The sequence below is a fragment of the Pseudomonas sp. GW823-FHT03E05 genome, from assembly GCF_058796855.1.
The window spans coordinates 170,925-194,591 of the sequence record NZ_JBXAJB010000004.1 but is presented as its reverse complement, the minus strand read 5'-3'; the positions used below and the strand labels follow the sequence as shown (position 1 = coordinate 194,591).

General features: G+C 62.4%; 26 protein-coding genes and 1 pseudogene. 16 read left to right on the top strand and 11 right to left on the bottom strand.

Annotated elements, in window-relative coordinates:
- Window positions 1-157 precede the first annotated feature (157 nt).
- Window positions 158-1,849, top strand: a complete 1,692-nt coding sequence (fadD1, locus tag AC1RCO_RS17755) for a long-chain-fatty-acid--CoA ligase FadD1 (protein WP_011062852.1) — start codon at window positions 158-160, stop codon at window positions 1,847-1,849.
- A 61-nt stretch (window positions 1,850-1,910) separates the two neighbouring features.
- On the opposite strand, the gene AC1RCO_RS17750 is transcribed toward fadD1, so the two are convergent.
- A complete protein-coding gene (locus tag AC1RCO_RS17750) occupies window positions 1,911-2,288 on the bottom strand; it encodes a hypothetical protein (RefSeq protein ID WP_015636730.1) in 378 nt (125 codons plus the stop codon).
- Window positions 2,289-2,498: 210 nt separating this feature from the next.
- Here AC1RCO_RS17750 and AC1RCO_RS17745 point away from each other — a divergent pair, with 210 nt between their 5' ends.
- The 3 genes from AC1RCO_RS17745 to def all read left to right on the top strand — a co-directional run bounded on the left by AC1RCO_RS17745 (window position 2,499) and on the right by def (window position 4,363).
- The gene (locus AC1RCO_RS17745) at window positions 2,499-2,690 is read left to right on the top strand and encodes a CsbD family protein (RefSeq protein ID WP_011062850.1); all 192 of its coding nucleotides are present in this window, start codon (window positions 2,499-2,501) and stop codon (window positions 2,688-2,690) included.
- 186 nt (window positions 2,691-2,876) lie between these two features.
- Entirely contained in the window at window positions 2,877-3,821 is a 945-nt protein-coding gene (locus AC1RCO_RS17740) for a YihY/virulence factor BrkB family protein (RefSeq protein WP_015636729.1), read from the top strand.
- 2 nt (window positions 3,822-3,823) lie between these two features.
- Window positions 3,824-4,363 carry a peptide deformylase gene (def, locus tag AC1RCO_RS17735; protein ID WP_011062848.1) on the top strand — a complete coding sequence of 180 codons (540 nt, stop codon included), beginning with the start codon at window positions 3,824-3,826 and terminating at the stop codon, window positions 4,361-4,363.
- Between the two features lie 18 nt (window positions 4,364-4,381).
- Here the strand turns inward: def and AC1RCO_RS17730 are convergent, their stop codons facing one another.
- On the bottom strand, window positions 4,382-4,807 hold the full coding sequence (locus AC1RCO_RS17730; RefSeq protein ID WP_492617905.1) for a GNAT family N-acetyltransferase: 426 nt from the start codon (window positions 4,805-4,807) through the stop codon (window positions 4,382-4,384).
- Between the two features lie 265 nt (window positions 4,808-5,072).
- A complete protein-coding gene (gene gstA, locus AC1RCO_RS17725; protein ID WP_011062846.1) occupies window positions 5,073-5,675 on the bottom strand; it encodes a glutathione transferase GstA in 603 nt (200 codons plus the stop codon).
- Window positions 5,676-5,773: 98 nt separating this feature from the next.
- Here gstA and AC1RCO_RS17720 point away from each other — a divergent pair, with 98 nt between their 5' ends.
- The 3 genes and pseudogenes from AC1RCO_RS17720 to AC1RCO_RS17710 all read left to right on the top strand — a co-directional run bounded on the left by AC1RCO_RS17720 (window position 5,774) and on the right by AC1RCO_RS17710 (window position 8,491).
- Window positions 5,774-6,634, top strand: coding sequence for a LysR family transcriptional regulator (locus AC1RCO_RS17720; protein WP_041774414.1), 861 nt, complete (start codon window positions 5,774-5,776; stop codon window positions 6,632-6,634).
- A gap of 537 nt (window positions 6,635-7,171) precedes the next feature.
- Window positions 7,172-7,945, top strand: a pseudogene (locus AC1RCO_RS17715) (PAS domain-containing protein); the annotation flags it as partial.
- Window positions 7,946-7,951: 6 nt separating this feature from the next.
- Complete coding sequence (locus AC1RCO_RS17710) at window positions 7,952-8,491, top strand: methyl-accepting chemotaxis protein (RefSeq protein WP_225368817.1); 540 nt, start codon at window positions 7,952-7,954, stop codon at window positions 8,489-8,491.
- Between the two features lie 60 nt (window positions 8,492-8,551).
- Here the strand turns inward: AC1RCO_RS17710 and AC1RCO_RS17705 are convergent, their stop codons facing one another.
- The 5 genes from AC1RCO_RS17705 to AC1RCO_RS17685 all read right to left on the bottom strand — a co-directional run bounded on the left by AC1RCO_RS17705 (window position 8,552) and on the right by AC1RCO_RS17685 (window position 12,742).
- On the bottom strand, window positions 8,552-9,061 hold the full coding sequence (locus AC1RCO_RS17705) for a hypothetical protein (RefSeq protein WP_011062843.1): 510 nt from the start codon (window positions 9,059-9,061) through the stop codon (window positions 8,552-8,554).
- 160 nt (window positions 9,062-9,221) lie between these two features.
- Complete coding sequence (locus tag AC1RCO_RS17700) at window positions 9,222-10,637, bottom strand: MFS transporter (RefSeq protein ID WP_492617904.1); 1,416 nt, start codon at window positions 10,635-10,637, stop codon at window positions 9,222-9,224.
- 169 nt (window positions 10,638-10,806) lie between these two features.
- Window positions 10,807-11,550 carry an NAD-dependent epimerase/dehydratase family protein gene (locus AC1RCO_RS17695; RefSeq protein ID WP_015636722.1) on the bottom strand — a complete coding sequence of 248 codons (744 nt, stop codon included), beginning with the start codon at window positions 11,548-11,550 and terminating at the stop codon, window positions 10,807-10,809.
- A 37-nt stretch (window positions 11,551-11,587) separates the two neighbouring features.
- Window positions 11,588-12,220 (bottom strand): glutathione S-transferase family protein, encoded by a 633-nt coding sequence (locus AC1RCO_RS17690; protein WP_011062840.1) that lies wholly within the window; start codon window positions 12,218-12,220, stop codon window positions 11,588-11,590.
- Window positions 12,221-12,310: 90 nt separating this feature from the next.
- Window positions 12,311-12,742, bottom strand: coding sequence for a PACE efflux transporter (locus AC1RCO_RS17685; protein ID WP_015636721.1), 432 nt, complete (start codon window positions 12,740-12,742; stop codon window positions 12,311-12,313).
- Between the two features lie 123 nt (window positions 12,743-12,865).
- On the opposite strand from AC1RCO_RS17685, the gene AC1RCO_RS17680 reads away from it, so the two are divergent.
- On the top strand, window positions 12,866-13,780 hold the full coding sequence (locus AC1RCO_RS17680) for a LysR family transcriptional regulator (protein ID WP_011062838.1): 915 nt from the start codon (window positions 12,866-12,868) through the stop codon (window positions 13,778-13,780).
- 4 nt (window positions 13,781-13,784) lie between these two features.
- Here the strand turns inward: AC1RCO_RS17680 and AC1RCO_RS17675 are convergent, their stop codons facing one another.
- Window positions 13,785-14,714 carry a LysR family transcriptional regulator gene (locus AC1RCO_RS17675; RefSeq protein ID WP_041119577.1) on the bottom strand — a complete coding sequence of 310 codons (930 nt, stop codon included), beginning with the start codon at window positions 14,712-14,714 and terminating at the stop codon, window positions 13,785-13,787.
- 66 nt (window positions 14,715-14,780) lie between these two features.
- Here AC1RCO_RS17675 and AC1RCO_RS17670 point away from each other — a divergent pair, with 66 nt between their 5' ends.
- A complete protein-coding gene (locus AC1RCO_RS17670) occupies window positions 14,781-15,401 on the top strand; it encodes a LysE family transporter (RefSeq protein WP_011062836.1) in 621 nt (206 codons plus the stop codon).
- A 6-nt stretch (window positions 15,402-15,407) separates the two neighbouring features.
- Here the strand turns inward: AC1RCO_RS17670 and gntR are convergent, their stop codons facing one another.
- Window positions 15,408-16,439 carry an HTH-type transcriptional regulator GntR gene (gene gntR, locus AC1RCO_RS17665; protein ID WP_011062835.1) on the bottom strand — a complete coding sequence of 344 codons (1,032 nt, stop codon included), beginning with the start codon at window positions 16,437-16,439 and terminating at the stop codon, window positions 15,408-15,410.
- Window positions 16,440-16,654: 215 nt separating this feature from the next.
- Between gntR and AC1RCO_RS17660 the strand changes: the two genes are divergently transcribed.
- Window positions 16,655-17,188 (top strand): gluconokinase, encoded by a 534-nt coding sequence (locus AC1RCO_RS17660; protein WP_011062834.1) that lies wholly within the window; start codon window positions 16,655-16,657, stop codon window positions 17,186-17,188.
- A gap of 84 nt (window positions 17,189-17,272) precedes the next feature.
- Window positions 17,273-18,625: a GntP family permease gene (locus AC1RCO_RS17655; protein ID WP_011062833.1), complete on the top strand. Its 1,353-nt coding sequence runs from the start codon at window positions 17,273-17,275 to the stop codon at window positions 18,623-18,625.
- A gap of 96 nt (window positions 18,626-18,721) precedes the next feature.
- Here AC1RCO_RS17655 and alaC read toward each other — a convergent pair whose 3' ends face one another.
- Window positions 18,722-19,933 carry an alanine transaminase gene (alaC, locus tag AC1RCO_RS17650; protein WP_053153377.1) on the bottom strand — a complete coding sequence of 404 codons (1,212 nt, stop codon included), beginning with the start codon at window positions 19,931-19,933 and terminating at the stop codon, window positions 18,722-18,724.
- 279 nt (window positions 19,934-20,212) lie between these two features.
- Here alaC and AC1RCO_RS17645 point away from each other — a divergent pair, with 279 nt between their 5' ends.
- From AC1RCO_RS17645 to kdpA, 5 genes are all read left to right on the top strand, one after another.
- Complete coding sequence (locus tag AC1RCO_RS17645) at window positions 20,213-20,875, top strand: LysE family translocator (RefSeq protein WP_404673788.1); 663 nt, start codon at window positions 20,213-20,215, stop codon at window positions 20,873-20,875.
- A gap of 69 nt (window positions 20,876-20,944) precedes the next feature.
- Window positions 20,945-21,433, top strand: coding sequence for a GyrI-like domain-containing protein (locus AC1RCO_RS17640; RefSeq protein WP_404673787.1), 489 nt, complete (start codon window positions 20,945-20,947; stop codon window positions 21,431-21,433).
- 257 nt (window positions 21,434-21,690) lie between these two features.
- Entirely contained in the window at window positions 21,691-21,789 is a 99-nt protein-coding gene (gene kdpF, locus AC1RCO_RS17635; RefSeq protein WP_019093583.1) for a K(+)-transporting ATPase subunit F, read from the top strand.
- Window positions 21,773-21,943: a hypothetical protein gene (locus AC1RCO_RS17630; protein ID WP_011062828.1), complete on the top strand. Its 171-nt coding sequence runs from the start codon at window positions 21,773-21,775 to the stop codon at window positions 21,941-21,943. Before kdpF ends, AC1RCO_RS17630 begins: the two co-directional genes overlap by 17 nt.
- Before the next feature lie 13 nt (window positions 21,944-21,956).
- The gene (kdpA, locus tag AC1RCO_RS17625) at window positions 21,957-23,663 is read left to right on the top strand and encodes a potassium-transporting ATPase subunit KdpA (protein WP_492617903.1); all 1,707 of its coding nucleotides are present in this window, start codon (window positions 21,957-21,959) and stop codon (window positions 23,661-23,663) included.
- The last annotated feature ends 4 nt before the right edge of the window (window positions 23,664-23,667 follow it).

Genomic DNA, 23,667 nt, shown 5'->3' with positions numbered 1-23,667 from the left:
CGGCCTTTTCCAAAGCTGCTACTCTCGGCGCGCTTTGTGACTTCTCGGCCTAAGTAAAAGCCAGACTCACCAACAATAGACACCAATAAAAAACACAGACAAATAATAATCGCATCAAATGCGGTGATGAATTCGCGTTGCTGAGGAGTGGGCTTCCATGATCGAAGACTTTTGGAAGGATAAGTACCCAGCTGGGATTGCTGCCGATATCAATCCAGACGAGTATCCGAATATTCAGGCGGTGTTGAAGCAGTCCTGCCAACGTTTCGCTAACAAACCGGCCTTTAGCAACCTCGGCAAGACAATCACCTACGGTGAACTGTACGAACTGTCCGGGGCCTTTGCCGCGTACCTGCAGCAGCATACCGATTTGCAGCCCGGCGATCGAATCGCCTTGCAACTGCCCAACCTGCTGCAATACCCGATCGCGGTATTCGGCGCGATCCGCGCCGGCCTGATCGTGGTCAATACCAACCCGCTGTACACCGCGCGGGAAATGGAACACCAATTCAACGACTCCGGCGCCAAGGCCCTTGTCTGCCTGGCCAACATGGCCCACCTGGCAGAGGCCGTGGTACCCAAGACCGGGGTCAGGCATGTGATCGTCACCGAAGTGGCGGACCTGCTGCCGCCGCTCAAGCGCCTGCTGATCAACAGCGTGGTCAAGTACGTGAAGAAGATGGTGCCGGCCTATCACCTGCCCCAGGCCGTCAAGTTCAATGACGTTCTGCGCAAGGGCCATGGCCAGCCAGTGCAGGAAGCCAACCCTGCCAGCAGCGACGTGGCAGTGCTGCAATACACCGGTGGCACCACCGGGGTCGCCAAGGGCGCCATGCTGACCCACCGCAACCTGGTGGCCAACATGCTGCAGTGCAAGGCGCTGATGGGCTCCAACCTCAATGAAGGCTGCGAGATCCTCATCACCCCGCTGCCGCTGTACCACATCTATGCGTTCACCTTCCATTGCATGGCCATCATGCTCATGGGCAACCACAACATCCTGATCAGCAACCCGCGGGACTTGCCGGCGATGGTCAAGGAGCTGTCGAAGTGGAAGTTCAGCGGCTTCGTCGGCCTCAACACCCTGTTTGTCGCCCTGTGCAACAGTGAAGCGTTCCGCAAGCTGGATTTCTCGGCGCTGAAAGTCACCTTGTCCGGTGGCATGGCCCTGCAACTGGCGGCGGCCGAGCGTTGGAAGGAAGTGACCAACTGCCCGATCTGCGAAGGCTACGGCATGACCGAGACCAGCCCGGTGGCCACGGTCAACCCGATCCAGAACATCCAGATCGGCACCATCGGCATTCCGGTGCCTTCGACCCTGTGCCGGGTGGTGGACGACGCCGGGGAAGAGCTGCCCCTGGGCGAAGTCGGCGAACTGTGCGTGAAGGGCCCGCAGGTGATGAAGGGCTACTGGCAGCGCCAGGATGCCACCGATGAAGTCCTCAACAGCGAAGGCTGGCTGAAGACCGGTGATATCGCGCTGATCCAGCCCAATGGCTACATCCGCATCGTCGACCGCAAGAAGGACATGATTCTGGTCTCCGGTTTCAACGTCTATCCCAATGAGCTGGAAGACGTACTGGCCTCGCTGCCGGGCGTGCTGCAGTGCGCGGCGATCGGCGTGCCGGACGAGAAATCCGGTGAGACCATCAAGATCTTCATCGTGGTCAAGCCGGGCGTGACCCTGACCAAGGAGCAGGTGATGGCGCACATGCGTGCCAATGTCACCGGCTACAAGGTGCCCAAGGCTGTTGAGTTCCGCGATGCGTTGCCAACCACCAACGTCGGCAAGATCCTGCGCCGCGAGCTGCGTGACGAAGAGCTGAAGAAGCTCGGCGTGAAGAAGTAAGCCGCAGCGCCCACAAAAAAGCCCCGCCAGTGCGGGGCTTTTTTATTGGGCGGCGCCCGCCTTACTGCTGGAACTGGGCGAAGCTCACGCCGGTGCCGGCCGGGCGCACGTCCTTGAGGAAGGAGTCCTTGTCGGCGCTCAACTCCAGGCTCAGGGCGGCCTTGCGCTTGCCTTCGTTGCGGATCACCAGGCCTTCGAGTTTTTCCCGCAGGAACACCGTAGGCACTTTCAGGTGCAGCAGTTGATCGGTGTCCGGGGTGTGCAGCAGCAGGTGCACCCATTCGTACTGACCGATGGCCAGGCGGGTGACCAGGATATCGAACCACCAGATATTGCGGTTGCGGTTCAGCTCCGCGAAGTGGCAGTTGTTGACGCCCAGCACCGCACCGCCCAGTTCCTGGTTCCTGCGGGCGATAGCCTGCTTTTTATCGAGTTTCATAACGTTCCTACGGGGATTGGATCTTCAGTGCTTGGCCTGAACAGGGGGAGCATTCTCCCGGGTTGCCCGGCAAACATAAAGCGCTACCTGGGCGGCGCGATGAAATGCCCGGCAAAAATAATTGAAACTCTGCGCGAAAGCCGCGGGTCAACCTTGGGTAACGACGCAATCCCCTTTGTTCGATCAATGAATGTTCTACGGAGAAATACCATGGGCAGCACAGCGGATAAGGCAAAAGGTCTGGCTAACGAAGCCATCGGTAACGTCAAGCAAGGTGTCGGCAAAGCCACCGACAACACCAAGCTGCAGGCTGAAGGCAAGCTGCAGGAGAAGAAAGGCGAAGCCCAGCAAGCGGTGGGCAAAGCCAAGGACGCAGTGAAAAAGACCATCGACAAGGCCTGAAAACGGCCTGTTCGATGACCCACTGCAGCGGCCATCCACGGATGGCCGTTTTCATGTGAGGTGTGGGTGAGAGAGTGGAATCGGCCACTGGAAATGGTTGCGGTTCGCCAACTAGGCTAATTTGTTGTAGAAAACGCCCCCTGAGTCGCTATCGACTTCAACCTTTTTGCGGCGAAAGGAGACGCTATGATTTTTCCGGACCTCAAAGGTTTGCCCCTGCACCGGGTACTGATCCGCACGGTGAATGAGTTCATCGCGGACGAGATGTCCACCTACGCCTCGGCACTGGCCTACCAGATGCTGTTCTCGCTGTTCCCCTTCATTCTGTTCCTGATCGCCCTGATCGGCTTCCTCCATCTGCCGGACTTCTTCACCTGGCTGCGCCTGCAGTCGGAGCTGGTGCTGCCCCACGAGGCCCTGGAGCAGGTCAACCCGGTCATCGATCAATTGCAGCAGTCCAAGGGTGGCCTGCTGTCCATCGGTATTGTCATCGCCCTGTGGACCGCTTCGGCGGGTGTACGCCTGATGATGAGCGCGATGAACGCCGCCTACGACGTGGTCGAGGGGCGGCCGATCTGGAAGCGCTTCCCGCTGTCGGTGTTCTACACCGTGGGCATTGCCGGCATGCTTCTGGCCGCCGCGGCGCTGATGGTGCTGGGGCCGCAGGTGATGGCCTGGCTGGCGGGGCAGGTGGGCCTGGAGGACTTCATCGTCACCCTGTGGACCATCCTGCGCTGGCCGGTGATCGTGCTGCTGATGATGGTGGCCGTGGCCCTGATGTACTACGTGATGCCCGATGTGCAGCAGAAATTCCGCTTCATCACCCCGGGGTCGGTGCTGGCGGTGGTGGTATGGATCGTCGCTTCCCTGGGGTTTGCCTACTACGTGAAGACGTTCGCTAACTACAACGCCATGTATGGCAGTATCGGTGCGATCATCGTGCTGTTGCTGTACTTCTATATCTCCGCCGCGGTGCTGTTGCTGGGAGCGGAGATGAACGCGGTGATCGAACACATGTCGGCCGAAGGCAAGGACCCTGGCGAAAAGGACTTTGACCAGCACGACGAAAAACAACACGTTTCGGGACTGGGCCGGGACCACTCGCTCAAGCCGACCACTGACGAAGCCTGATCATGATCCGTGAAATCCTCAAGATGGGCGATGAGCGCCTGCTGCGCATCGCCCCGCCGGTACCGCCGGAAATGTTCGACAGCCCCGAGCTCTGGGAACTGATCGACGATATGTTCCAGACCATGGAAAGCGTGGGTGGCGTCGGCCTGGCGGCGCCGCAGATCGGTGTCGACCTGCAACTGGTGATCTTCGGCTTCGAGCACAGCGAACGTTATCCGGAAGCCGAAGCTGTGCCGCAAACCATCCTCATCAATCCGCTGATCACGCCCTTGAGCCCGGTGCTGGAAGAGGGCTGGGAAGGTTGTCTCTCGGTTCCCGGCCTGCGCGGCGCGGTGCAGCGCTACCAGCACATCCGCTACGAAGGCTTCGACCCCAGGGGCGAGCCCATTGTGCGCGTGGCCTCGGGTTTCCACGCCCGGGTGGTGCAGCATGAGTGCGATCACCTGATCGGCCGGCTGTACCCCTCGCGGATCAGCGATTTCAGCAAGTTCGGCTTCACCGAAGTGCTGTTTCCCGACCTCGACCCCAACGCCGACGAATAAGCCCCGGCCCGCCCGGTGTCAGGGCCTCGACCCAGGCCGGTCGATGGCCATGGCCAGCAACGGTTTGCTGCGCTGGTAGCGGGCCAGCCGTTCGTTCAAGGCGTGTGGCAGGCAGGTCGTGCTGCAGAAGCCCATCGACCGGTACAGGGCCTGCAGGTCCGGATGGCAGAACAGCCAGACCGGGCCTTCGACGCTTTGCACGGCCTGCCCCACCAGCTGGCTGGCCAGCCCCTGGCCGCGACTGCTCGGGGCGACGAACAGGCCTGTCAGCCAATAGCCTTCAGCTGTCGGGCTCAGGCTCATGCCAGCGATGATTTCACTGCTTCTGGCAACCCAGAGCTGGCCCTCGGAAGCGGCGCGCATGGATGACCGGTGCTGGCGATAGAACTTGTTCAGCAAGGGCCGTTCAACCTCGGCAAGCAGGTTGATCTGGAGGTCGGGCATGAGGTTTCCGGATTTGGCAACAGGGGCCGGCGGATTATAAAAGAACCCTGGCCGACTATAGGTGCTATACCTGAAGCCTTTCCCGCATCAGTGGAGTGAACGTCATGTCCAAAGGTATGAACGCCAAGAAAAATGCCAAGAAAAAGCCGGCAAAGAGCGCAGACGAGAAACGCGCCGAAAAAAAGGCCAAGAAGACTGAAGTGAATATCTTCGGCCACTGATCACTTTGACGAAGCCCGCCCCGCGGGCTTCGTGCTCTCTCCCCTCAGGCCAGTTCCAGCGCCAGGGCATCGCGTACCGCCGGTCGCTGTTCGACCCGAGCCTGGAACCGCGACAGCGCCGGCCAGTTCGCCAGGTCGATGGCGAACAATGCCGTCCAGCGCAGGACGGTGAACAGGTAGGCATCGGCGATCCCGAACTGCGCGCCTTGCAGGTAGTCCTGGTGTTCCAGCGTCTGCTCGAGCAAGGCCAGGCGCTTGAACAACTTCTGCTTGAACACCTCTTTCACCCCATCATCGAACCCCGGATTGAACAGCCAGCCCATGATCCCGTGCACTTCGCTGGTGATGAAGTTCAGGGTTTCCTGCAGGCGCACCCGCTCCCAGCTGCCATTGGCCGCGGCCAGGCCGGACTCGGGCTTGAGGTCGGCGAGGTATTGCAGGATGGCCGGGCCTTCAGTGAGAACCTGGCCATCGTCCAGTTGCAGCGCGGCTACGTAGCCCTTGGGGTTGATGGCGAGGAAGTCCCGGCCGTCGGCGGTGCGCTTGCTGCGGTTGTCGACGCGGATGGCCTCGAACGGCAATTGCAGCTCGCGCAGCACGATATGGGAGGCCAGGGAGCAGGCTTGTGGGGCGTAGTAGAGTTTCATCGGCAGGTCTCTGGTGAACGTGCGAGCCAGTGTCGTGCAAGGCGGCAACATGGGTAAAATTAATCTTTCAGAACACTGCCATAAGGACAGCTACTGCCATGATGAACCTGATGCACTGGCGCCTGCTGGTGGCGATTGCCGAGTGCGCCACCATCACCCGGGCCGCCGAGCAGGTGGGCATGACCCAGTCCGGGGCCAGCCAGGCCCTCGCCCAGATGGAGGACATGCTCGGGGTGCAGCTGTTTGTCCGCGAGAGCCGCCAGGCGCTGCCCACGGCGATCGGTTTGCAGGTGCTGGCCCAGGCGCGGGTGATGCTCGAGGCCCTGGCCGAGGTCCGCCGGCAGGTGGACGCGGCGCGGGGCATTCCTCAAGGCAGTGTGCGACTGGCGGGCTTTCCCATGGTCCTGGCGACTTTCCTGCCGCCGTTGCTGCGGCGTTTCAAGCAGCTGTATCCGGGCATCGAGGTGGTGCAGCTGGAGGTCAGTGATGATGAAGTCGAAACGCTGCTAGAGGCGCAACTGGTGGACCTTGGGGTCGTGCTCAACCCGGCCCCCGAGCGCCGCTCTTGGTTGCTGGGGCGTGATTCGTGGGTCGCGGTGCTACCTGAAGATCACCCCTGGCAGGCCTCGACCATCGACCTTGAAACCTTGCTGGCGCAGCCCTTTGTCCTGGCCACCGGGGGCTGTTCGGTGAACGCCCGCAGCCTGGCCGCCGAAGCCGGGATCCCCCTGGCCGACGTCCGGGTGGAGGTGCGGGAATGGAACAGTGCCTTCAGCCTGGTGCGCGAGCGACTGGGAGTGACTCTGGTGCCACAGAGTACGTTACCGGTGCAGCGCGAAGGGTTGCGGGTGCTGGAACTGAGCACAGGAGTGGAGCGGGAGTTCGCCCTGGTAGCGGCGCCGGGGCGGGAGTCGAGTGTGCTGGTCCAGGCGTTTCTGTCGACCCTCGAAGAGTTTTAGTGCGGGAGCTTCCCGGGCTTTGCCACAGGCTCTGTTTATGTCTTGTTTGTTACTTGTCGCGAATGCACTTCAATACCTCGAAAGTTGTGAAAACAGACTGACTAGTGGCCTTGCATAGAGACTGCGGCTGTCTATGCTCAATTGTGAAAATTCGTATCTGTTGGCCTATGAGTATCCGTCCCGAGCGGCCTGCGCCGATGTAACCGGTATGCGTGCGACCTTCATCCAGGGCGCAGTATTGAATCCATGAATAAAGGCGAGAGTGCGCAGTTAGAGGCACCGCAGTATCAGGAGTGTCGATTTAGATGGAGTTTCTTAACTTTGTTAGGTCAGGCCCGGAAATGGGGCATCAAGTAAAGGATGGCTTGATAAGAGCGTTGCAACATGGACTCTCCGATTAAACATCATTTATCACCTGACACTTCCTCTCTCATATGGAGGGAGGCGCTTGCCCTGTTTTATAGATCGTTGTGGTGGATCAGTTGAAAGACTAGAAACTTCCGTCAATCAAAAGACAGCGTTGAAGGTGATACAACCATGTTTAACCTACATCACAAGGCTGACCTGCTGGAAATCGAACGATTCAACTGTGCGCTGAGCGAGGCCAACGCCAAGTTGGCGGCGATCAGTCGTTCCATGGCGATGATCGAGTTCTCGCCCGATGGCATCGTGCTGGATGCCAATGAAAACTTCTGCCAGGTCATGGGCTACTCCGCAGAAGACATACGTGGCAAGCATCACCGGATTTTCTGTGAGGAAGAGTTCTATCGCAGCGAGGAGTACAGCAAGCTGTGGCGCGACCTGGGGCGTGGCGAACCGGTCAGCGGGACTTTTCTGCGCCTGGACAAGCGTGGCCGGGAGATCTGGCTCGAAGCCAGCTACATGCCGGTGTTCGATGCCGATCGTCAGGTGCGCAGTGTGATCAAGGTGGCGTCGGACATCTCCGAACGCATCCATGTCGAACATGAGAACCAGAGCCTGCTGAACGCTATCGGCCGTTCCATGGCCATAATCGAGTTCAGCCCTGACGGCAGGATCATCACCGCCAACGACAACTTCCTGAAGACCATGCAGTACACCCTGAATGAAATCGTTGGCCAGCATCACAGCATGTTCTGCCACCGTTCCGAGGCTGAATCCCCGGAGTACAAGCAATTCTGGGCTTCGTTGAACCGGGGCGAGTTTCACTCCCATCGTTTCGAGCGGGAAAACAAGTATGGGCAGACGGTGTTTCTCGAAGCCTCCTACAACCCGCTGTTCGATACCAAGGGCCGCCTGTACAAGGTGGTGAAGATCGCCAGCGACATCACCGATCAGATGACCACCTTGCGCTCCGCCGCCGAGTCCGCCCACAGCACCTCGGTGCAGAACGACGCCTGTGCGCAGAAGGGCTCGGAGGTGGTGCAGCAGACCGTGGAAATCATTCAGCAGATTTCCCATGACCTCAATGAAGCGGCCCACAGCATCGATGCGGTGAGCAAGCAGTCGGACATCATCGGCAGCATCGTCCAGACCATCCGCGGGATCGCCGACCAGACCAACCTGCTGGCCCTCAACGCGGCCATCGAGGCCGCCCGTGCCGGTGAGCACGGGCGCGGTTTCGCCGTGGTCGCGGACGAGGTGCGCAGCCTGGCGGCGCGCACCAGCCAGGCGACGGTGGAAATCGTCGAGGTGGTGCGCAAGAACCACGACCTGTCGACGAGCGCGGTGACCAGCATGCAGTCGAGCCTGAGCCGCACCGGGCTCGGGGTCGAACTGGCGAATGAGGCGGGGGAGGTGATCCTGGAGATCCAGCAGGGCTCGCGGCACGTGGTGGATGCCATCAGCCAGTTCAACTCGACCCTGCAGTTGCAGTAGCCGGTTTTCGCCGGGCACAAAATAGGGTTCCCATGGGGAACCCTTTTGCGTCCAGCGGGGTTACAGCGCGGCGAGGAACTTCTCGTCCACCGGTTTGGCGCTGTCCTTGGCGTCTTTCTCTTCCTTGGCCAGTTGCATCTTGTCCTGCAGGCGCTGGGCAATTTCCTGGTTGATCGCCAGTTGGCGCTCTGGCGGCAGGTTCTTCAGGTCTTCCTCGGTCAGCCCCATGTCCTTGAGGATGCTGTCGCGCAGGCGCTGTTCCGGGGTCTTGCTCATGTAGTCCTTGAACTCGCTCAGCGCGCCGGTTTCCGTCGCGCTGGTAGCCTGCGCTGCGCTGGCGGTCGGTGGCGTGGCCTGGAGCAGCACGCGGGTCTTGGCGAAGGCGGCGTTGACGTTGTCGTCCACGCTGTTGGCCTGCTGGCTGGAGGACTGGGACGCCGGATAGGTCACGGAGTTCTGGGCCTGTTGCAGCATGCCGCTGTACAGCGCGCTGGCGGCTGCGGTAGTCGGGTCCATATCGGTGCGCGAGGTGGGCTGCACCGAAACGGATTTCTGGGCGTTGACCAACATGATCGGGAACCTGTGTAAGAGAACTAGGCTGAGGTTTTAGCAAGTTCCATGCCGATTGATACGCCCTTGTATATCAAGGGCTTGGCTCAAGACGCCGGTCGTGGCTGCCAGCAAGCGGACAAGTCTTGCCGCTTTCAGGCAACCGCTGCCGGCGCCGTCTTCATGCGTGGGCAATGTCTTCCAGGGCCAGGTTGCGGGTGCGCGGCCCGAAGCGGCCGATGGTCAGGATCACGATCAGCATGCTGCTGACGATAAAGGCCAGGACCCCGGGCGTGCCGAAATGCTCGAGGAAAAAGCCCACCAGCAAACTGCTGAACACCGTCGACAAACGGCTGAACGAGTAACAGAAGCCCACCGCCCGGGCGCGAATGTTGGTGGGGAACAATTCGCTCTGGTAGGAGTGGTAGCTGAAGCTCAGCCAGGCATTGCAGAAGGTGATCATCACCCCGCAGACAATCAGCCCCAGGGCGCTGCTCTGCAGGGCGAACAAGGTGCCGAAGGTCATGGCGCCCAGGGCCGAGCCGACGATCTGCCACTTGTTCTCGAAGCGGTTGGCGAAACGCACGAACAGCAGCGGCCCCAGGGGATAGGCCAGGGTGATGATGAAGGCGTACAGCAGGCTGTGGGTGACGCTCACGCCCTGGCCCGACAGCAGCGCCGGCAGCCAGTTGCCGAAACCGAAGAAGCCGATGGCCTGGAACACGTGAAACACGATCAGCATCAGGGCCCGGCGGCGGTAGGGCGGTTGCCAGATATCGGCGAAGCGCCCACGGCCCTGGATATCCACGGCCTGGGGTTCGGGCTCATCCAGCGGCTTGGCGTAGTCCCGGGCGCAGCGGGTCTCGAGGCCTTGCAGGATCCGGTCGGCTTCGTCGAAGCGCCCGTGCTGGGCGAGCCAGCGTGGCGACTCCGGCAAGCGTGAGCGCAACCACCAGATGAACAGGGCGAACACCGCGCTGGCCAGCACCACCCAGCGCCAGCCGGAGATCCCCCAGGGCGCCTGGGGCACCAGCCACCAGGACATCAGCGCCACTGCCGGCACCGACAGGAACTGCACGAAAAAGGCAAAGGCGAAGGCCGAGCTGCGCATGCGCTTGGGCACCAGTTCGCTGAGGTAGGCGTCGATGGTCACCAGTTCGATGCCCAGGCCGATGCCCACCAGGAATCGCATGCAGATGATCCCCAGCGCCGTGCTCTGCAGCCCCATCAGCACCGTGGCCAGGGTGTACCAGATCAGGGCGAAGGTGAAGATCGCCCGGCGTCCGAAGCGGTCGGCTATCGGGCTCAGCAGGCTGGCGCCGAGGAACAGGCCGAGAAAGGTCGCCGAGGCGAAGGCCGCCTGGTCGGAAAAACCGAACACCCCCTTGTTGCCGCTGGCGAAGATCCCGTCGCGGATCAGCCCCGGGCTGATGTAGGCGGTCTGGAACAGGTCGTACAGCTCGAAAAAACCGCCAATGGACAGCAGCGCCACCAGGCGCCAGATCGTGGCCATGGCAGGCAGGCGGTCGATGCGCGCGCTGATGCCGGCGGCGCGTTGAGGGTCGAGGTCGCTGGTGAGCGGGGCAGAGGCGGGCATGCAGGGAATTCCACAGGACACAGAGCGGAAATCTTAGCCTGCTAACGGAAACCAAGGATTGTGAATCCACGTGCGTAAACCGGAGGATGCGCTGATTTATTGTCGTATTTCGTTACATCTGCCGGATTTATAGCGCAACGCCGGGCACCCGCGCGTGCCCGGTGGTGGCTCAGTAGGTGATGGGAATGCCGAAATCTTCCTGGAAGGCATCGTCCACCGGTTCGTAGCCCAGCACCCGGGTGGTTTCGCTGAGGTCCAGGCGCTTGAAGCGATTGTTGGAAATGCCGTGGCCGATCAGCAGTTGCACCCCCGGGGTTTCCACTGCCCGTTGCAACAGCTGCACTGCATCCCGTGGGCTGAGCCAGGCGCTCAGGTCGCGGGTGGTGGTCAGTTCGTGGTGTTTCGGGTCTTCGAACGCACCAATGCGCAGGGCAATGCAGGACAGCCCGCGCTTGGCGGCATAGAAGGCGCATAGCGCCTCGCCGTAGCACTTGCTCACGCCATACAGGTTGGCTGGCATCACCGGCATGCCCGGGGTGATCTGCCGGTCCACCGGGTAGCCCTCGATGGTCTGGGCGCTGCTGGCAAATACCAGGCGCCGGCAACCGGCCTGTACCGCGGCCTCGAACAGGTAGGTGGTGGCGAGGATGTTGTTCGGCAGCAACTCGTCGAAGCTGGCGCTGGCATGGGGAATGCCGGCCAGGTGCACGATGACGTCGATCCCCGGGAGCAGGCGGCCGATGGCTTGCGGGTCGTCGAGGTCCAGGCGCACGAAGCGGTGTGGCGCGGGGATTTCGAAGTCCGGCTCCACCCGGTCGGTGAGGGTGAAGCGGTGGCGCTCCTGGGAGCCCTGAAAAAACACCTTGCCGATCCTGCCGCAAGCGCCGGTCAGTAGTACGTTAAGTCCGTTCATTTCGAATCTCCGATGGGCCAGAGGAGGGATGGCCAGCTCAGGCGATGCCATTGCGCCCGTGCAGCATGAAGCCCGGGTGCAGGCTGAGGCGTTCGTAGTAGGCGGCCACGGCGGGGTAGGCCGGGTGCTCCATGGGGGTCATCTTCCAGCGATTCACCGAGAGACCAAGAACGATATCCGCAAGGCTGAAATCCTCGCCCAGAACATAGGCGCCCGAGCGCTCGAGCTGGCGTTCGAGGATTTGCATCTTGGCATTCCAGGCCAGCAGGCTGGCGCCGATGCGCTGGCTGTCCTGGTAATCCGCATGCTGGCGCACCAGGCCCATGAAGGCATAGCTCCAGGACGGGTTCAGCTCGGTGGCCTGCCAGTCCATCCACTGTTCAACCAGGGCCCGGGCGCGCGGGGCCGTGGGCAGCAGGCCGCTGCCGGGGTGCAGGTTGGCCAGGTAGCGGCAGATGCTGTTGGATTCCCACAGGACCCCGGCGTCGTCGATCAGCACCGGTACCTGGGCATTGGGGTTGAGGGCGAGAAACTCGGGGGTATGGGTGGACTGAAAGCCACTACCCCAGTCTTCCTGCTGGTAGGAAAGCCCAAGCTCCTCACAGGTCCACAAGACTTTCCTGACATTGATGGACGAGGCTTTACCGAGAATTCTGCAGCGGGTTCCCATGACGCTTCCTTGTTCGTGGTACTGGATGGCCATGGGAATCTAACAGCGTGGTGTCGTCTCGGCGACGATCAATTTGCCGATACGGGTATCTCAGGCCGGATCGGGGAGGGCCGAGGCCGGCAAGCCGAAAACCCGGTCGAACAGCCAGTTGAAGGCAAAGGTGTAGCAGGGGATGAACAGGATCAGCGCCAGGTCCAGGAGAAAGGCCTGCACCAGGCTGATCGCCATCCACCAGGCGATCAGCGGGATCAGGAACACGATCAGGGTCAACTGGAAACCCACGGCATGGGCAATGCGCCGCTTGACCGTACGGGTGCGCGATGGCTGGCGGCTTTCCCAGCGCTCGAACAGGGTGGTGTAGATGAAGTTCCAGGTCACCGCGATACTGGTGATGACCACCGCCAGCGGTCCGGTGCTGCTAGGCGAGGTGCCGGACAGCAGGGCCAGGCCCAGGGCCGAGAAGGTCATGCCGAACACTTCGAATAAAGAGACATAGACCAGTTTGCGTTTCACGCCTTGCATGCGGGTTCCTCGATTTTGAATGGGAATGGCCAGCCTGAGGGTGGCGCAGGGCGCGGAAGATAGCTTCAATCAAGGTGACAGAAAAAGTCGGAAGCTTTCAGTTTTCCTGATAGGTTGTTTCTCATGAACTTCTCCAGCGACAGCATCCAGTTGTTTCTCGCCGTGCTCGATCGCGGCTCCTTTTCTGCGGCGGCGCGTTCTTTGGGCAAGGTGCCTTCGGCCGTGAGCATGGGCATCGCCAACCTCGAGGCGGAGTTGGGGTATGCGCTGTTCGATCGCAGCCACCGCGAGCCGCTGCCCACGCCGCTGGCCTTGTCCCTGGCGCCCCATGCGCGGCTGATTGCCGACCAGCTCAAGCAATTGCAGGTGCATGCCGTCGAGCTGTCCCTGGGCCTGGAGAGCAAGCTGTCGATCGCGGTGGTGGATGACATCGACAAGCAACGGGTACTGGCCGCCATCAAGCTGATTGCCGAGCGTTATCCGCTGCTGGAAGTCGAGCTGCTCAGTGCTCCCCAGGATGACGTGCTGCACCTTTTGCACAGTGGCCGGGTCAGCGTCGGCGTGGCCTTTGCCGGGTTGAGCGTGAATGCCCTGGAGTATTTCCAGTACCTGGGCTGCGAGCGGATGATTGCCTGCATTTGTGCCGGGCACCCTGTGTTCCAGGCCAGTGACGGTTCGCTGTACCTGGAAGAGCTGATCAAGGTCCGTCAGGTGGTGGTGGCCAGCCGCGACCTGCCCCTGAGTGATACCCGGCCCCTGGTGGGCGAGTCGCTGTGGCGCACCGACAGCCTGGCCATGGCCCTGCACATGGTGGAGGCGGGGATCGGCTGGGGCAATTTCCCGCTGTCGGTGATCCAGCCGTTGCTGGCGGCGGGGCGCTTGCAACGGCTGCATTTCAAGAACATCGACAACGGCCTGGTGTTGCCGGTGCACGCGGTGTGGTTGAAGAACCAGCCTTTGCAGAAGGGGGCCCTGGCCCTGGTGCAGTTGCTCAGCGGCGAGGACCCGGCGCTGGGGGCCGTGGCCCCGCCTGCCTGAGTGCCTACGCCAGGGCTTGCCGGCGCAACCAGTGCAGCAGTTTTCCGCTGGCCGAATCCGGGTCTATGGCCTGGGGGGAAAGCAGGTAATAAGCGCTGCCATCGGCGACAAAGCCGAAGGGCGCACACAGCAGCCCGCCCTCCAGGTCGTCACGCACCAGTTGCCAGGGGGCAATGGCCAGACCCAGCCCGGCCACGGCCGCTTGCAGGCTGAAGTAGAAGTGCTCGAAGACCTGCTCCGGTGGCGTCGGGGCAACCGGTTGTTGCTGCAATTGCAGCCACTGTTGCCAGGCGTGCGGCCGGGTGGCGCTGTGCAGGCGCGGTGCCTGCGCCGCCAGTTGCGCCAGCCCGGCCGTTGCCGGGGTCCAGTCGGCCTGGCGCTCGGGGCGGCATACCGGGCCTATGGCTTCGTCGAATAGCCAGTGGGCCTGGGTGTCGCGGCTCCAGGCAAAGTCGTTGCGGCGGATCGCCAGGTCGATACCGGCACCGAACGAGAAGGGCCCGCCGCCGGCCAGCAGCTGGATCGGCACTTGCGGGTGCTCGGCATAGAACCCCGGCATGCGCGGAATCAGCCAGCGCATCAGCAGCGTCGGCTCGCAGGACAGCACCAGCGGTGCTGCGGGAGCCGGGGCTCGCAGGCGGCTGGCGGTGCTCTCGATCAGGTCCAGGGCCTGGGTCACGCTGTGGAGCAGTTCGGCTCCGGCGGCGGTGAGAAAGACCCGCTGGCTGCGGCGCTCAAAGAGAGGGGTGCCGAGGTCCTCTTCCAGGGCGCGCACCGCACGGCTGATGGCGCCGTGGGTCAGGTGCAGGGTGGCGCCGGCCTGGGTGAAGCTTTCCAGGCGTGCAGCGGCTTCGAAGCAGCGCAAGGCGCTCAGCGGGGGCAGGCGCCGTCGCGAGAGTTGTGAGTTTTTATCACCAGGAATGTCAGTTTTCATCGTTATCGGCCTGGGTCATGGTCCCAATACAGTAGTGCCTGATTCTATAGCCTAGGCGTATTCAACGTGACCGAACTGTTACTCGTAATCACCATTACCATTCTTGCTGTACTCAGCCCCGGGGCCGACTTTGCCCTGGTAACCCGCAACAGCCTGCTGCTTTCGCGCCGCCACGGCGTGTTCACGGCCCTGGGCATCGGGCTCGGGGTCATGGTGCATATCGGCTACAGCTTGCTGGGGGTGGGGGTGCTGTTGCAGCAGTCGCTGCTGTGGTTTACCGGCTTGAAGATCGCGGGTGCGCTGTACCTGATCTACCTGGGCATCAAGCTGTTGCGCAGCCCTGAGCAACGTCCGGGGGAAGAACCGGCAGAGGGGGCTCGGATGTCGACCTGGGGCGCCTTGCGCAGTGGCTTTCTGACCAATGCCCTGAACCCCAAGACGATGATTTTCGTTCTCAGTCTGTTCATGCAGGTGATTCAGCCGGGCACGGCCTTGCCGGTACAGATCGGCTACGGCGCGATCATCGTCCTGGCCCACGTGCTGTGGTTCGTGCTGGTGGCGCTGTTTTTCTCGGCACCGGCGATTGCCGGCCGGCTACTGGCCTACAAACGCCGGATCGATCAGTTGTTCGGCGCGGTGCTGGTGGGCTTCGGCCTGTTGCTCAGTGTCCTGAGCGTCAGGCCCTGAGGCGTTTCAGGTGCTTTCCCGAACCCGCAGTTCAAACCCCATGTCCACCACCGGCTCGGCCACGCTGTTGCCGGCCAGCAGGGTCAGCATCTGTTCGGCGGCGCGGCGGCCAATGGCTTCGCGCGGAGTGCTGATGCTGCTCAGGCGCGGCACCATGTGTTCGGAGGAGGGCAGGTCGTTGAAGCCCAGCACCGCCACCTGCTCGGGCACCTTGATCCCGCAGCGCATGGCTTCCAGCAGCGCGCCCTGGGCCAGGTCGTCGTTGCCGAAGAAGATCGCGTCCACCTGGGGCTGGCTCTGCATCAGTTGCAGGAACAGCTCGGCCCCCAGGCCGACGGACGAGGGCCGTGGGGTCAACAGTTCCAGGTCGGGGTTGTACAGCCCGGCCTGCTGCAGGGCACGGCGGAAACCTTCGCCGCGCAGCAGGGTGCGCTGGTCCAGTTGCGCACCGACGTAGGCCAGGTGCTTGCGCCCGCGGGAAATCAGATGCTGGGCCGCCGTTTCGCCGGCGTTCAATTGCGAGAAGCCCACGCAGTTGAGCCCGGCGCCGGAGTCCAGGTCCATCATGTAGACGCAGGGAATGTTGTTCGCCTCGATCATCCGTCGGGCGCTTTCGGTGCGGTCGAAACCGGTCAGCAGCAGCCCCCGGGGCTGGTAGGTCATGTAGTTGCGCAGCAGGTTTTCTTCTTCGTCCCGAGAATAGTGGCAGTTGCCGATCAGCACTTCGAAGCCTTTGGGGCGCAGTACCTGGTGGATGGCTTCCAGGGTTTCGATGAACAGCAGGTTGGACAGCGACGGCACCAGCACCACCACCGACTGGCTCTGCGCCGAAGCCAGGGCGCGGGCGGCGGAGTTGACCACGTAGTTCAGTTCCTGCGCGGCCTTCTGCACCTTTTCCACCAGTTCGGTGGCCACGCTGCTGACGCCGCGCAGGGCCCGGGAGGCGGTAATCGGGCTGACTCCGGCCAGGCGGGCGACTTCATTGAGGGTGGGACGGCCCGTGGTACGGGTGTTTTTATCGTTTTTATGAGTGGTCATCAGACGGCTTGCCAAACAAAATTCAAGTCTCTAAGGTAGCGCTGTCCTGAAACAGCTGCAATGCGTGAGCGAGGTGTGCCTGACCCTCGCTCTTTGGTTTGGCGGACTATATACGCGGCAACCCACAAAAATGACAAGAAGGCGTCGGCAGACACTGTTTTTGTACTAGATTTTTTATTTGCGAAGGTAGCGCTGTCTGCGCGCTGAGGTGTTTCATGAGTCAACCCATCACCGCCCTGGTCATCATGGGTGTTGCCGGCTGCGGCAAGTCCAGTGTCAGTCAGGCCCTGTGCCAGCGCAGCGGCGCCATGGCCATTGAAGGCGATACCTTCCACCCGGCGGCGAACATCGCCAAGATGAGTGCCGGCATTCCCCTCGACGACGAAGACCGTGCCGGCTGGCTCGACAGCCTGTGCGATGAACTGCGTCGTGCCCTGGCCGCCGGCCAGCACCCGGTACTGACCTGCTCGGCGCTCAAGCGCAAGTACCGCGAGCGCCTGCGCGCCGCCACGCCCGGCCTGGGCTTTGTCTTTCTCGAACTGACTCCGGCAGTCGCCGCCGACCGTGTGGCGCACCGGCCAGGGCATTTCATGCCTTCGACCCTGATCGACAGTCAGTTCGCCACTCTCGAATCCCCGGTGGGGGAGCCGCTCACCCTGGCCCTGGATGCCAGCACCCTGAGCGTCCAGCGCCTGGCCGAACTGGCCAACCAATGGTGGCTGGAGCATGGCCTGGAACCTTCACATTAAGTGCTGGCTCGAAAAAGGTAGCGCTATCCCACTCGGCCCTTGTTTTTAACGCTTTAATAAAAACAACAAACCGGAGGCAATCCCATGTTTGGCATGTCCCAAGAGACCTATCTGCTGGTTGATGCAGTGGTCACTATCATCGGGCTGATCGTGTTGATCACCCGATTCAAGCTGCACCCCTTCATCGCTCTGATCATCGCCGCGGGTTTCCTCGGCCTGACGTCGGGCATGCCGGTGGACAAGATCATCAAGGCGTTCCAGGACGGCTTTGGTGGCGTGCTCGGTTTTGTCGGCATCATCCTGGCCCTGGGTACCATGCTCGGCAAGATGATGGCCGAGTCCGGTGGCGCCGATCAGATCGCCCAGACCCTGATCCGCTCGTTCGGCAAGGAGCGGGTGCAGTGGGCGATGATGTTTGCCGCCTTCCTGGTGGGCATCCCGCTGTTCTTCGAGATCGGCTTCGTGCTGCTGATTCCGCTGGTGTTCATCGTTGCCCGGCGTACCGGGGTATCGCTGATCAAGATCGGCATTCCGCTGCTGGCCGGCCTGTCGGCGGTGCACGGCCTGGTGCCGCCGCACCCGGGGCCGCTGCTGGCCATCGGCGTGTTCGGCGCCGACATCGGCAAGACCATCCTGTATGGGCTGATCGTGGCGCTGCCCACGGCGATCATCGCCGGGCCGATCTACGGCACTTTCATTGCCAAGTACATTCCCGGCAATCCGTCCCAGGAACTGGTGGACCAACTGGCCCGCGAGCCCCAGGCCGCCCAGTTGCCCAGCTTCAGCGTGACCCTGGTGACCGTGCTGCTGCCGGTGTTCCTGATGCTGCTCAAGACCTTCGCCGACGTGGCGCTGCCTGACGGACACTTCTTCCGCATCTGGATGGACATGATCGGCCACCCGATCACCGCCTTGCTGCTGGCGCTGCTGCTGTCGCTGTACACCTTCGGCTACAAGCAGGGCATCGGTTCCAAGCAGATTCTCAAACTGTTGGATGCCAGCCTGGCGCCGACCGCAGCGATCATCCTGATCATCGGTGCCGGTGGCGGCTTCAAGCAGATGCTGGTGACCAGCGGCGTGGGTGACGTGATCGGCCATATGGCGGTCAATGCGCAGATCTCGCCGATCCTCCTGGCGTGGCTGGTGGCGGCGGTGATCCGTATCGCCACCGGTTCGGCCACCGTGGCCACCATCACCGGTGCCGGCATCGTGGTGCCGGTGGTAGGGATGATTCCCGGGGTCAACCGCGAGCTGCTGGTGCTGGCCACCGGCGCCGGCTCGCTGATCCTGTCCCACGTCAACGACGCCGGGTTCTGGCTGGTCAAGCAGTACTTCAACATGACCGTGGCCGAGACGTTCAAGACCTGGACGGCGATGGAAACCATCCTTTCGGTGGTGGGGCTGATCTTTATCCTGCTGCTGTCGTTGGTGGTTTAAGAGCTTCACCCGTAGGAGCGGGCTTGCCCGCGAAACACCGATAGCACGGCCACAAAAAAACCGCATCACTGCGGTTTTTTTGTGGCTGAAAGCATCTCAGCTTTTCTGCACCAGGCCGTCGGCGCGGAACATGCCGCGGATGCCGCGCACTGCCTGGCGAATCCGGTCCTGGTTTTCGATCAGGGCGAAGCGCACGTGATCGTCGCCGTATTCACCAAAACCCACCCCCGGCGAGACACAGACCTTGGCCTCGGCCAGCAGCTTCTTGGCGAACTCCAGGGAGCCCAGGTGCGCGTAGGCCTCGGGAATCTTGGCCCAGACGTACATCGAGGCCTTGGGGTTCTCCACCATCCAGCCCAGTTCGTGCAGGCCCTTGACCAGCACGTTGCGCCGCTGCCGGTACTGTTCGGCAATGTCGCGCACGCATTGTTGGTCGCCTTCCAGGGCGGCGATCGCCGCCACCTGCAACGGGGTGAAGGTGCCGTAGTCGTGGTAGCTCTTGATCCGCGCCAGGGCGCTGACCAGTTCCGGGTTGCCCACCATGAAGCCGATGCGCCAGCCGGCCATGTTGTAGCTCTTGGACAGGGTGAAGAACTCCACCGCGATGTCCTTGGCGCCCGGCACCTGCATGATCGACGGAGCTTTCCAGCCGTCGTAGACGATATCGGCGTAGGCCAGGTCATGGATCACCAGCACGTCGTACTGCTTGGCCAGGGCGATCACCCGTTCGAAGAAGTCCAGCTCCACGCACTGGGCGGTGGGGTTGGACGGGAAGCCGAGGATCATCATCTTCGGCTTGGGGATCGAACCGCGGATGGCCCGCTCCAGCTCGGCGAAGAAATCCACCCCGGGCACCAGCGGCACCGAGCGCACCTGGGCGCCGGCGATGACCGCGCCGTAGATGTGGATCGGGTAGCTGGGGTTGGGCACCAGCACCGTGTCGCCCTGGTCCAGGGTGGCCAGCATCAGGTGCGCCAGGCCTTCCTTGGATCCGATGGTGACGATGGCTTCGCTTTCCGGGTCGATATCGACCTCGTAGCGGTCCTTGTACCAGCGGGAAATCGCCCGGCGCAGCCGCGGAATGCCCTTGGAGGTGGAGTAGCCGTGGGTGTCTTCGCGCTGGGCGACGGTGACCAGTTTCTCGACGATATGCGGCGGGGTAGGGCCGTCGGGGTTACCCATGCTCAAGTCGATGATGTCTTCGCCGCGCCGACGCGCAGCCATCTTCAGCTCGGCAGTGATATTGAAAACATAGGGGGGAAGACGATCGATGCGCGCAAAGCGGCGCGGCGAACCTTGTTCGGCCATTGTTGCCTCGAAAAGACGTAAGCGCCCGGAACCGTCCGAGCGACGTTGGCCACTGCGGTGGCCTGCGGGGCAGACGATACGGGCGCCGCCGCCGGCTTGTCCAGAGGCGCGGAAAATTATTTTTGGTGCGCCGGGCGGATTTGCGAGGGTGCAGGATTTGCCGCTATAACGTGCACGCTTCTTGCCTGCAGGGGCTGTGAGCTGCCTCAGCCGGCCCGGCTTTTCCGGGCTCCTCGCACCTCGCTTCTCTTCGAACAACAGCAGCAAACGGGATGAATGATGGAGTTTACCAGCGGCTTCTTGTTGAGCCTTTCGCTGTGCCTGGACATCGGCGTGGCCAATATCGCGATGATTACCCTGGCCATGCAACGGGGTTATTTCCAGGGCTTCTGCCTGGGCCTGGGGACCTGTGTCGGCGACCTGATCTATGCGCTGCTGGCCCTGGCCGGGATGACCGTGCTGCTGCAATACCAAAGCGTGCGCTGGGTGCTGTGGATCGGCGGTTCGGCCCTGCTGGTGTACTTCGCGGCGAAGATGATCTACGCCGCCCTCCATCACAGCGCGGTGCTGGCCACCGCCGGGGAGGCGGACCAGGGCTCGCCGCGCCGGGAGTTTTTTCGCGGGATCTTCCTGGCCATGTCGTCCCCCAGTGCGATCCTCTGGTTCGCTGCCGTGGGCGGCACCCTGATTGCCCGATCCGGGGGCGGTGGGATTGCCGATTCGGGATTGTTCCTGGCCGGCTTTTTCTGTGCCGGGCTGATCTGGACCCTGGGCCTGTGCCTGGCCGCGACCCAGGGCGGCAAGCTGCTGGGGGACAAGCTGTTGCGCTATTCCTACCTGGCATCTGCGGCGATCTTCTGCTATTTCGCGGTGTACGTGATCCTATCCGGCTACCAGGAGTTCATCCTTGGTACGGGCGCGGCAGACCTTCCGGCGCTCTGATCCTGGCCTTGGCTATTGGCTTCTATACTTCGTGCCGAACCCATCTTTTCTGCGGCAGGAGTGGCATTCATGGATGAGCAAGAACAGGGCAGAGGCCCAGAACCGCGCTTCGAAAGGGAGCGTTTTTTGCTGATCGCCGGCCTCGGCGAACGATTCACTCCTGCCACTCGCCAGGACATCGGCCTGCTGTGGCAGCGCTTTGTGCCGCACATCGGCAAGGTGCCGGGGCAGGTCGACCGCAAGACCTATGGCATCTGCCGCAACCCCGACGGCCAGGGCGGCTTCGAGTACATCGCCGGGGTCGAGATCAGCAAGCTCGACGATCTGCCCGAGCGCTATCGCTGGATCGAGGTGCAGCCGCAGCACTATGCGGTGTTCGAGCATGGCGGCGCCTTGCAGGACTTGCCGCGGACCTTCGACTACATCTGGAACACCTGGCTGCCCCAGTCGGGTCGAGAGGCCGCCGATGCCCCGGAATTCGAGCGCTACAGCGCCGACTTCAACCCCCAGGCCGGCACCGGGGTACTGGAAATCTGGCTGCCCCTGAAAAGTGAATGACCCCCTCGGGGGCGCTGTCCCGTCCCCGATTCTCCCGCCCCACACCGCCGCAATCTTTACGCCGTCTTAATGCCGCCCCCGGCAATCAGTGCCCGACCTTGATGCGCCCTCACCTAACCTGCGTGGCGCAGAGGAGAGCGGTGGACGAGGCGTTCCCGACTCCCTGCCGGCGCCCGTCGCGGGTGCCCTGACCGGCCGTGCCCGGGTTGCGCTTTGCGCTCCCGGCACCGCCTTTGAGCATTAAGGGGAGAGCTGCCTTGCTGACACTGCCATTCATCTACGGCGCCAGTGGTTTGTGCGCCGTGCTGCTGTTTGCCTACCTGGGTTATGCGCTGATCCGTGCCGAGAAATTCTGATGACCGCACGCAGCAACTGCCACCCACTTTCATTCGCCCGTCCGGGCATCTACCAGAAAGGAAACCAGCCATGTTCGACCTGATCTTCGTGGGCCTGACCCTGGGGTTCTTTGTGTTGACGGCCCTGGTCATCGTCGCCATGGGCAAGATTTGAACGGAGCATCGACATGTTGAGTACTGTGCTGGAATACGCGGTGATCCTCGGGGTAATGACCGGGCTCGCCGTACTCATGGGCCAATGGCTGGCCCGGGTCTTCAGCGGCCGTGGCCACGCCTTGCCGGAGCGTGCCACCTACCGCCTGCTGGGGATCGACCCGGCTGAAACCATGGGCTGGGCCCGCTATGGCTCGGCCCTGCTGCTGTCCAACGCGGCGATGATGCTGCTGGGCTACCTGCTGCTGCGCCTGCAAGGCAGCACGCCGCTCAACCCCATGGGGCTGGCGGCGCAGACCCCGGACCTGGCGTTCAACACCGCCGCGTCCTTTATCACCAACACCAACTGGCAGGCGTACTCAGGTGAAAGCAGCCTGTCGAACTTCAGCCAGATGGCAGTGATCACCTTCCTGATGTTCGTCGGCGCTACCGCAGGTGTTGTCGCCGCAGCCGGCTTCATTCGCGGCCTGAGCCGTTCCAGCTCGGCGGATATCGGCAACTACTGGGTCGACTTCACCCGCACCCTGTACCGGGTGATGCTGCCGTTGTGCCTGGTCATGGCCCTGGTCTATGTCTGGCAGGGCATGCCCCAGACCCTCAACTCCCAGGCCCTGGCCACCACCCTGGAAGGCGCCCAGCAGCAACTGATCGTCGGCGCCGTGGCCAGTTTCGAGTCGATCAAGCACATCGGCACCAACGGTGGCGGCTTCTTCAGCATGAACGCGGCCCACCCGTTCGAGAATCCGACGCCGCTGACCAACGTCCTGCACATCCTCAGCATGTTGCTGATCCCTTCGGCGCTGACCTACGCCTTCGGCAGCATGCTGCTGCGTCGGCGTCAGGGCTGGGTGTTCTTCGGCACTTTCCTGGTGATGTTCATCGGCTTCCTGGCGATTGTCTTCACCGCGGAGCAGGGCGGTAACCCGCTGCTGACCCAGGCCGGTGCCGACCAGCAGATGTCGGAGACCCAGAGCGGCGGCAACATGGAAGGCAAGGAGCTGCGCTTCGGCATTGCCGACACCGCGCTGTTCGTCACCACCACCACCGGCGCCACCACCGGTTCGGTGAATGCCATGCACGACTCGCTGACCCCCATGGGCGGCTTCGTGCCCCTGGCGCAGATGATGCTCAACTGTGTGTTCGGCGGCGACGGCGTGGGCTTTATCAACCTGATCCAGTACGCCCTGCTGACGGTGTTCCTGGTGGGCATGATGATCGGTCGCAGCCCTGAGTTCCTGGGCAAGAAGATCGAGGCCCGGGAGATCAAGCTGGTGATGCTCTCGGTGCTCGCGCACCCGATCTGCATCCTCGGTTTCACCGCCCTGGCGGCACTGTGGCCGGGCACTCTCAACAGCCTCAACAATCTGGGCCCCCATGGCTTCAGCGAGGTGCTCTACGCCTACGCCTCGGGCACCGCCAACAACGGTTCGGCGTTTGCCGGCCTGAACGCCAATACACCGTTCTTCAACACCACCATTGGCCTGGCGATGCTCATGGGGCGCTTCTTCACCATGCTGCCGATGCTGGCCGTGGCCGGTTCCCTGGCGGCGAAAAAGAACATCCCGGCCGGTGCCGGCACCATTCCCACCGCCACGCCGCTGTTCATGTTGCTGGTGGTGTTCGTGGTGCTGGTGGTCGGTGGCCTGACTTTCCTGCCGGCCCTCGCGCTCGGCCCGCTGGTGGAGCAACTGCAGTTGCTCGCCGGCCAGACCTACAAGTAAGGGG

Coding starts and splice junctions, on each gene's coding strand:
- AC1RCO_RS17640 (WP_404673787.1), top strand. CDS start 20,945: ATGGATGAGCAAGAACAGGGCAGAGGCCCAGAACCGCGCTTCGAAAGG.
- kdpA (WP_492617903.1), top strand. CDS start 21,957: ATGTTGAGTACTGTGCTGGAATACGCGGTGATCCTCGGGGTAATGACC.
- gntR (WP_011062835.1), bottom strand. CDS start 16,439: ATGACCACTCATAAAAACGATAAAAACACCCGTACCACGGGCCGTCCC.
- AC1RCO_RS17710 (WP_225368817.1), top strand. CDS start 7,952: ATGACCACCTTGCGCTCCGCCGCCGAGTCCGCCCACAGCACCTCGGTG.
- alaC (WP_053153377.1), bottom strand. CDS start 19,933: ATGGCCGAACAAGGTTCGCCGCGCCGCTTTGCGCGCATCGATCGTCTT.
- AC1RCO_RS17740 (WP_015636729.1), top strand. CDS start 2,877: ATGATTTTTCCGGACCTCAAAGGTTTGCCCCTGCACCGGGTACTGATC.
- AC1RCO_RS17695 (WP_015636722.1), bottom strand. CDS start 11,550: ATGAACGGACTTAACGTACTACTGACCGGCGCTTGCGGCAGGATCGGC.
- AC1RCO_RS17745 (WP_011062850.1), top strand. CDS start 2,499: ATGGGCAGCACAGCGGATAAGGCAAAAGGTCTGGCTAACGAAGCCATC.
- fadD1 (WP_011062852.1), top strand. CDS start 158: ATGATCGAAGACTTTTGGAAGGATAAGTACCCAGCTGGGATTGCTGCC.
- AC1RCO_RS17685 (WP_015636721.1), bottom strand. CDS start 12,742: ATGCAAGGCGTGAAACGCAAACTGGTCTATGTCTCTTTATTCGAAGTG.
- AC1RCO_RS17720 (WP_041774414.1), top strand. CDS start 5,774: ATGATGAACCTGATGCACTGGCGCCTGCTGGTGGCGATTGCCGAGTGC.
- AC1RCO_RS17675 (WP_041119577.1), bottom strand. CDS start 14,714: ATGAAAACTGACATTCCTGGTGATAAAAACTCACAACTCTCGCGACGG.
- AC1RCO_RS17660 (WP_011062834.1), top strand. CDS start 16,655: ATGAGTCAACCCATCACCGCCCTGGTCATCATGGGTGTTGCCGGCTGC.
- AC1RCO_RS17700 (WP_492617904.1), bottom strand. CDS start 10,637: ATGCCCGCCTCTGCCCCGCTCACCAGCGACCTCGACCCTCAACGCGCC.
- AC1RCO_RS17645 (WP_404673788.1), top strand. CDS start 20,213: ATGGAGTTTACCAGCGGCTTCTTGTTGAGCCTTTCGCTGTGCCTGGAC.
- AC1RCO_RS17705 (WP_011062843.1), bottom strand. CDS start 9,061: ATGTTGGTCAACGCCCAGAAATCCGTTTCGGTGCAGCCCACCTCGCGC.
- AC1RCO_RS17750 (WP_015636730.1), bottom strand. CDS start 2,288: ATGAAACTCGATAAAAAGCAGGCTATCGCCCGCAGGAACCAGGAACTG.
- AC1RCO_RS17680 (WP_011062838.1), top strand. CDS start 12,866: ATGAACTTCTCCAGCGACAGCATCCAGTTGTTTCTCGCCGTGCTCGAT.
- AC1RCO_RS17730 (WP_492617905.1), bottom strand. CDS start 4,807: ATGCCCGACCTCCAGATCAACCTGCTTGCCGAGGTTGAACGGCCCTTG.
- def (WP_011062848.1), top strand. CDS start 3,824: ATGATCCGTGAAATCCTCAAGATGGGCGATGAGCGCCTGCTGCGCATC.
- AC1RCO_RS17655 (WP_011062833.1), top strand. CDS start 17,273: ATGTTTGGCATGTCCCAAGAGACCTATCTGCTGGTTGATGCAGTGGTC.
- gstA (WP_011062846.1), bottom strand. CDS start 5,675: ATGAAACTCTACTACGCCCCACAAGCCTGCTCCCTGGCCTCCCATATC.
- AC1RCO_RS17690 (WP_011062840.1), bottom strand. CDS start 12,220: ATGGGAACCCGCTGCAGAATTCTCGGTAAAGCCTCGTCCATCAATGTC.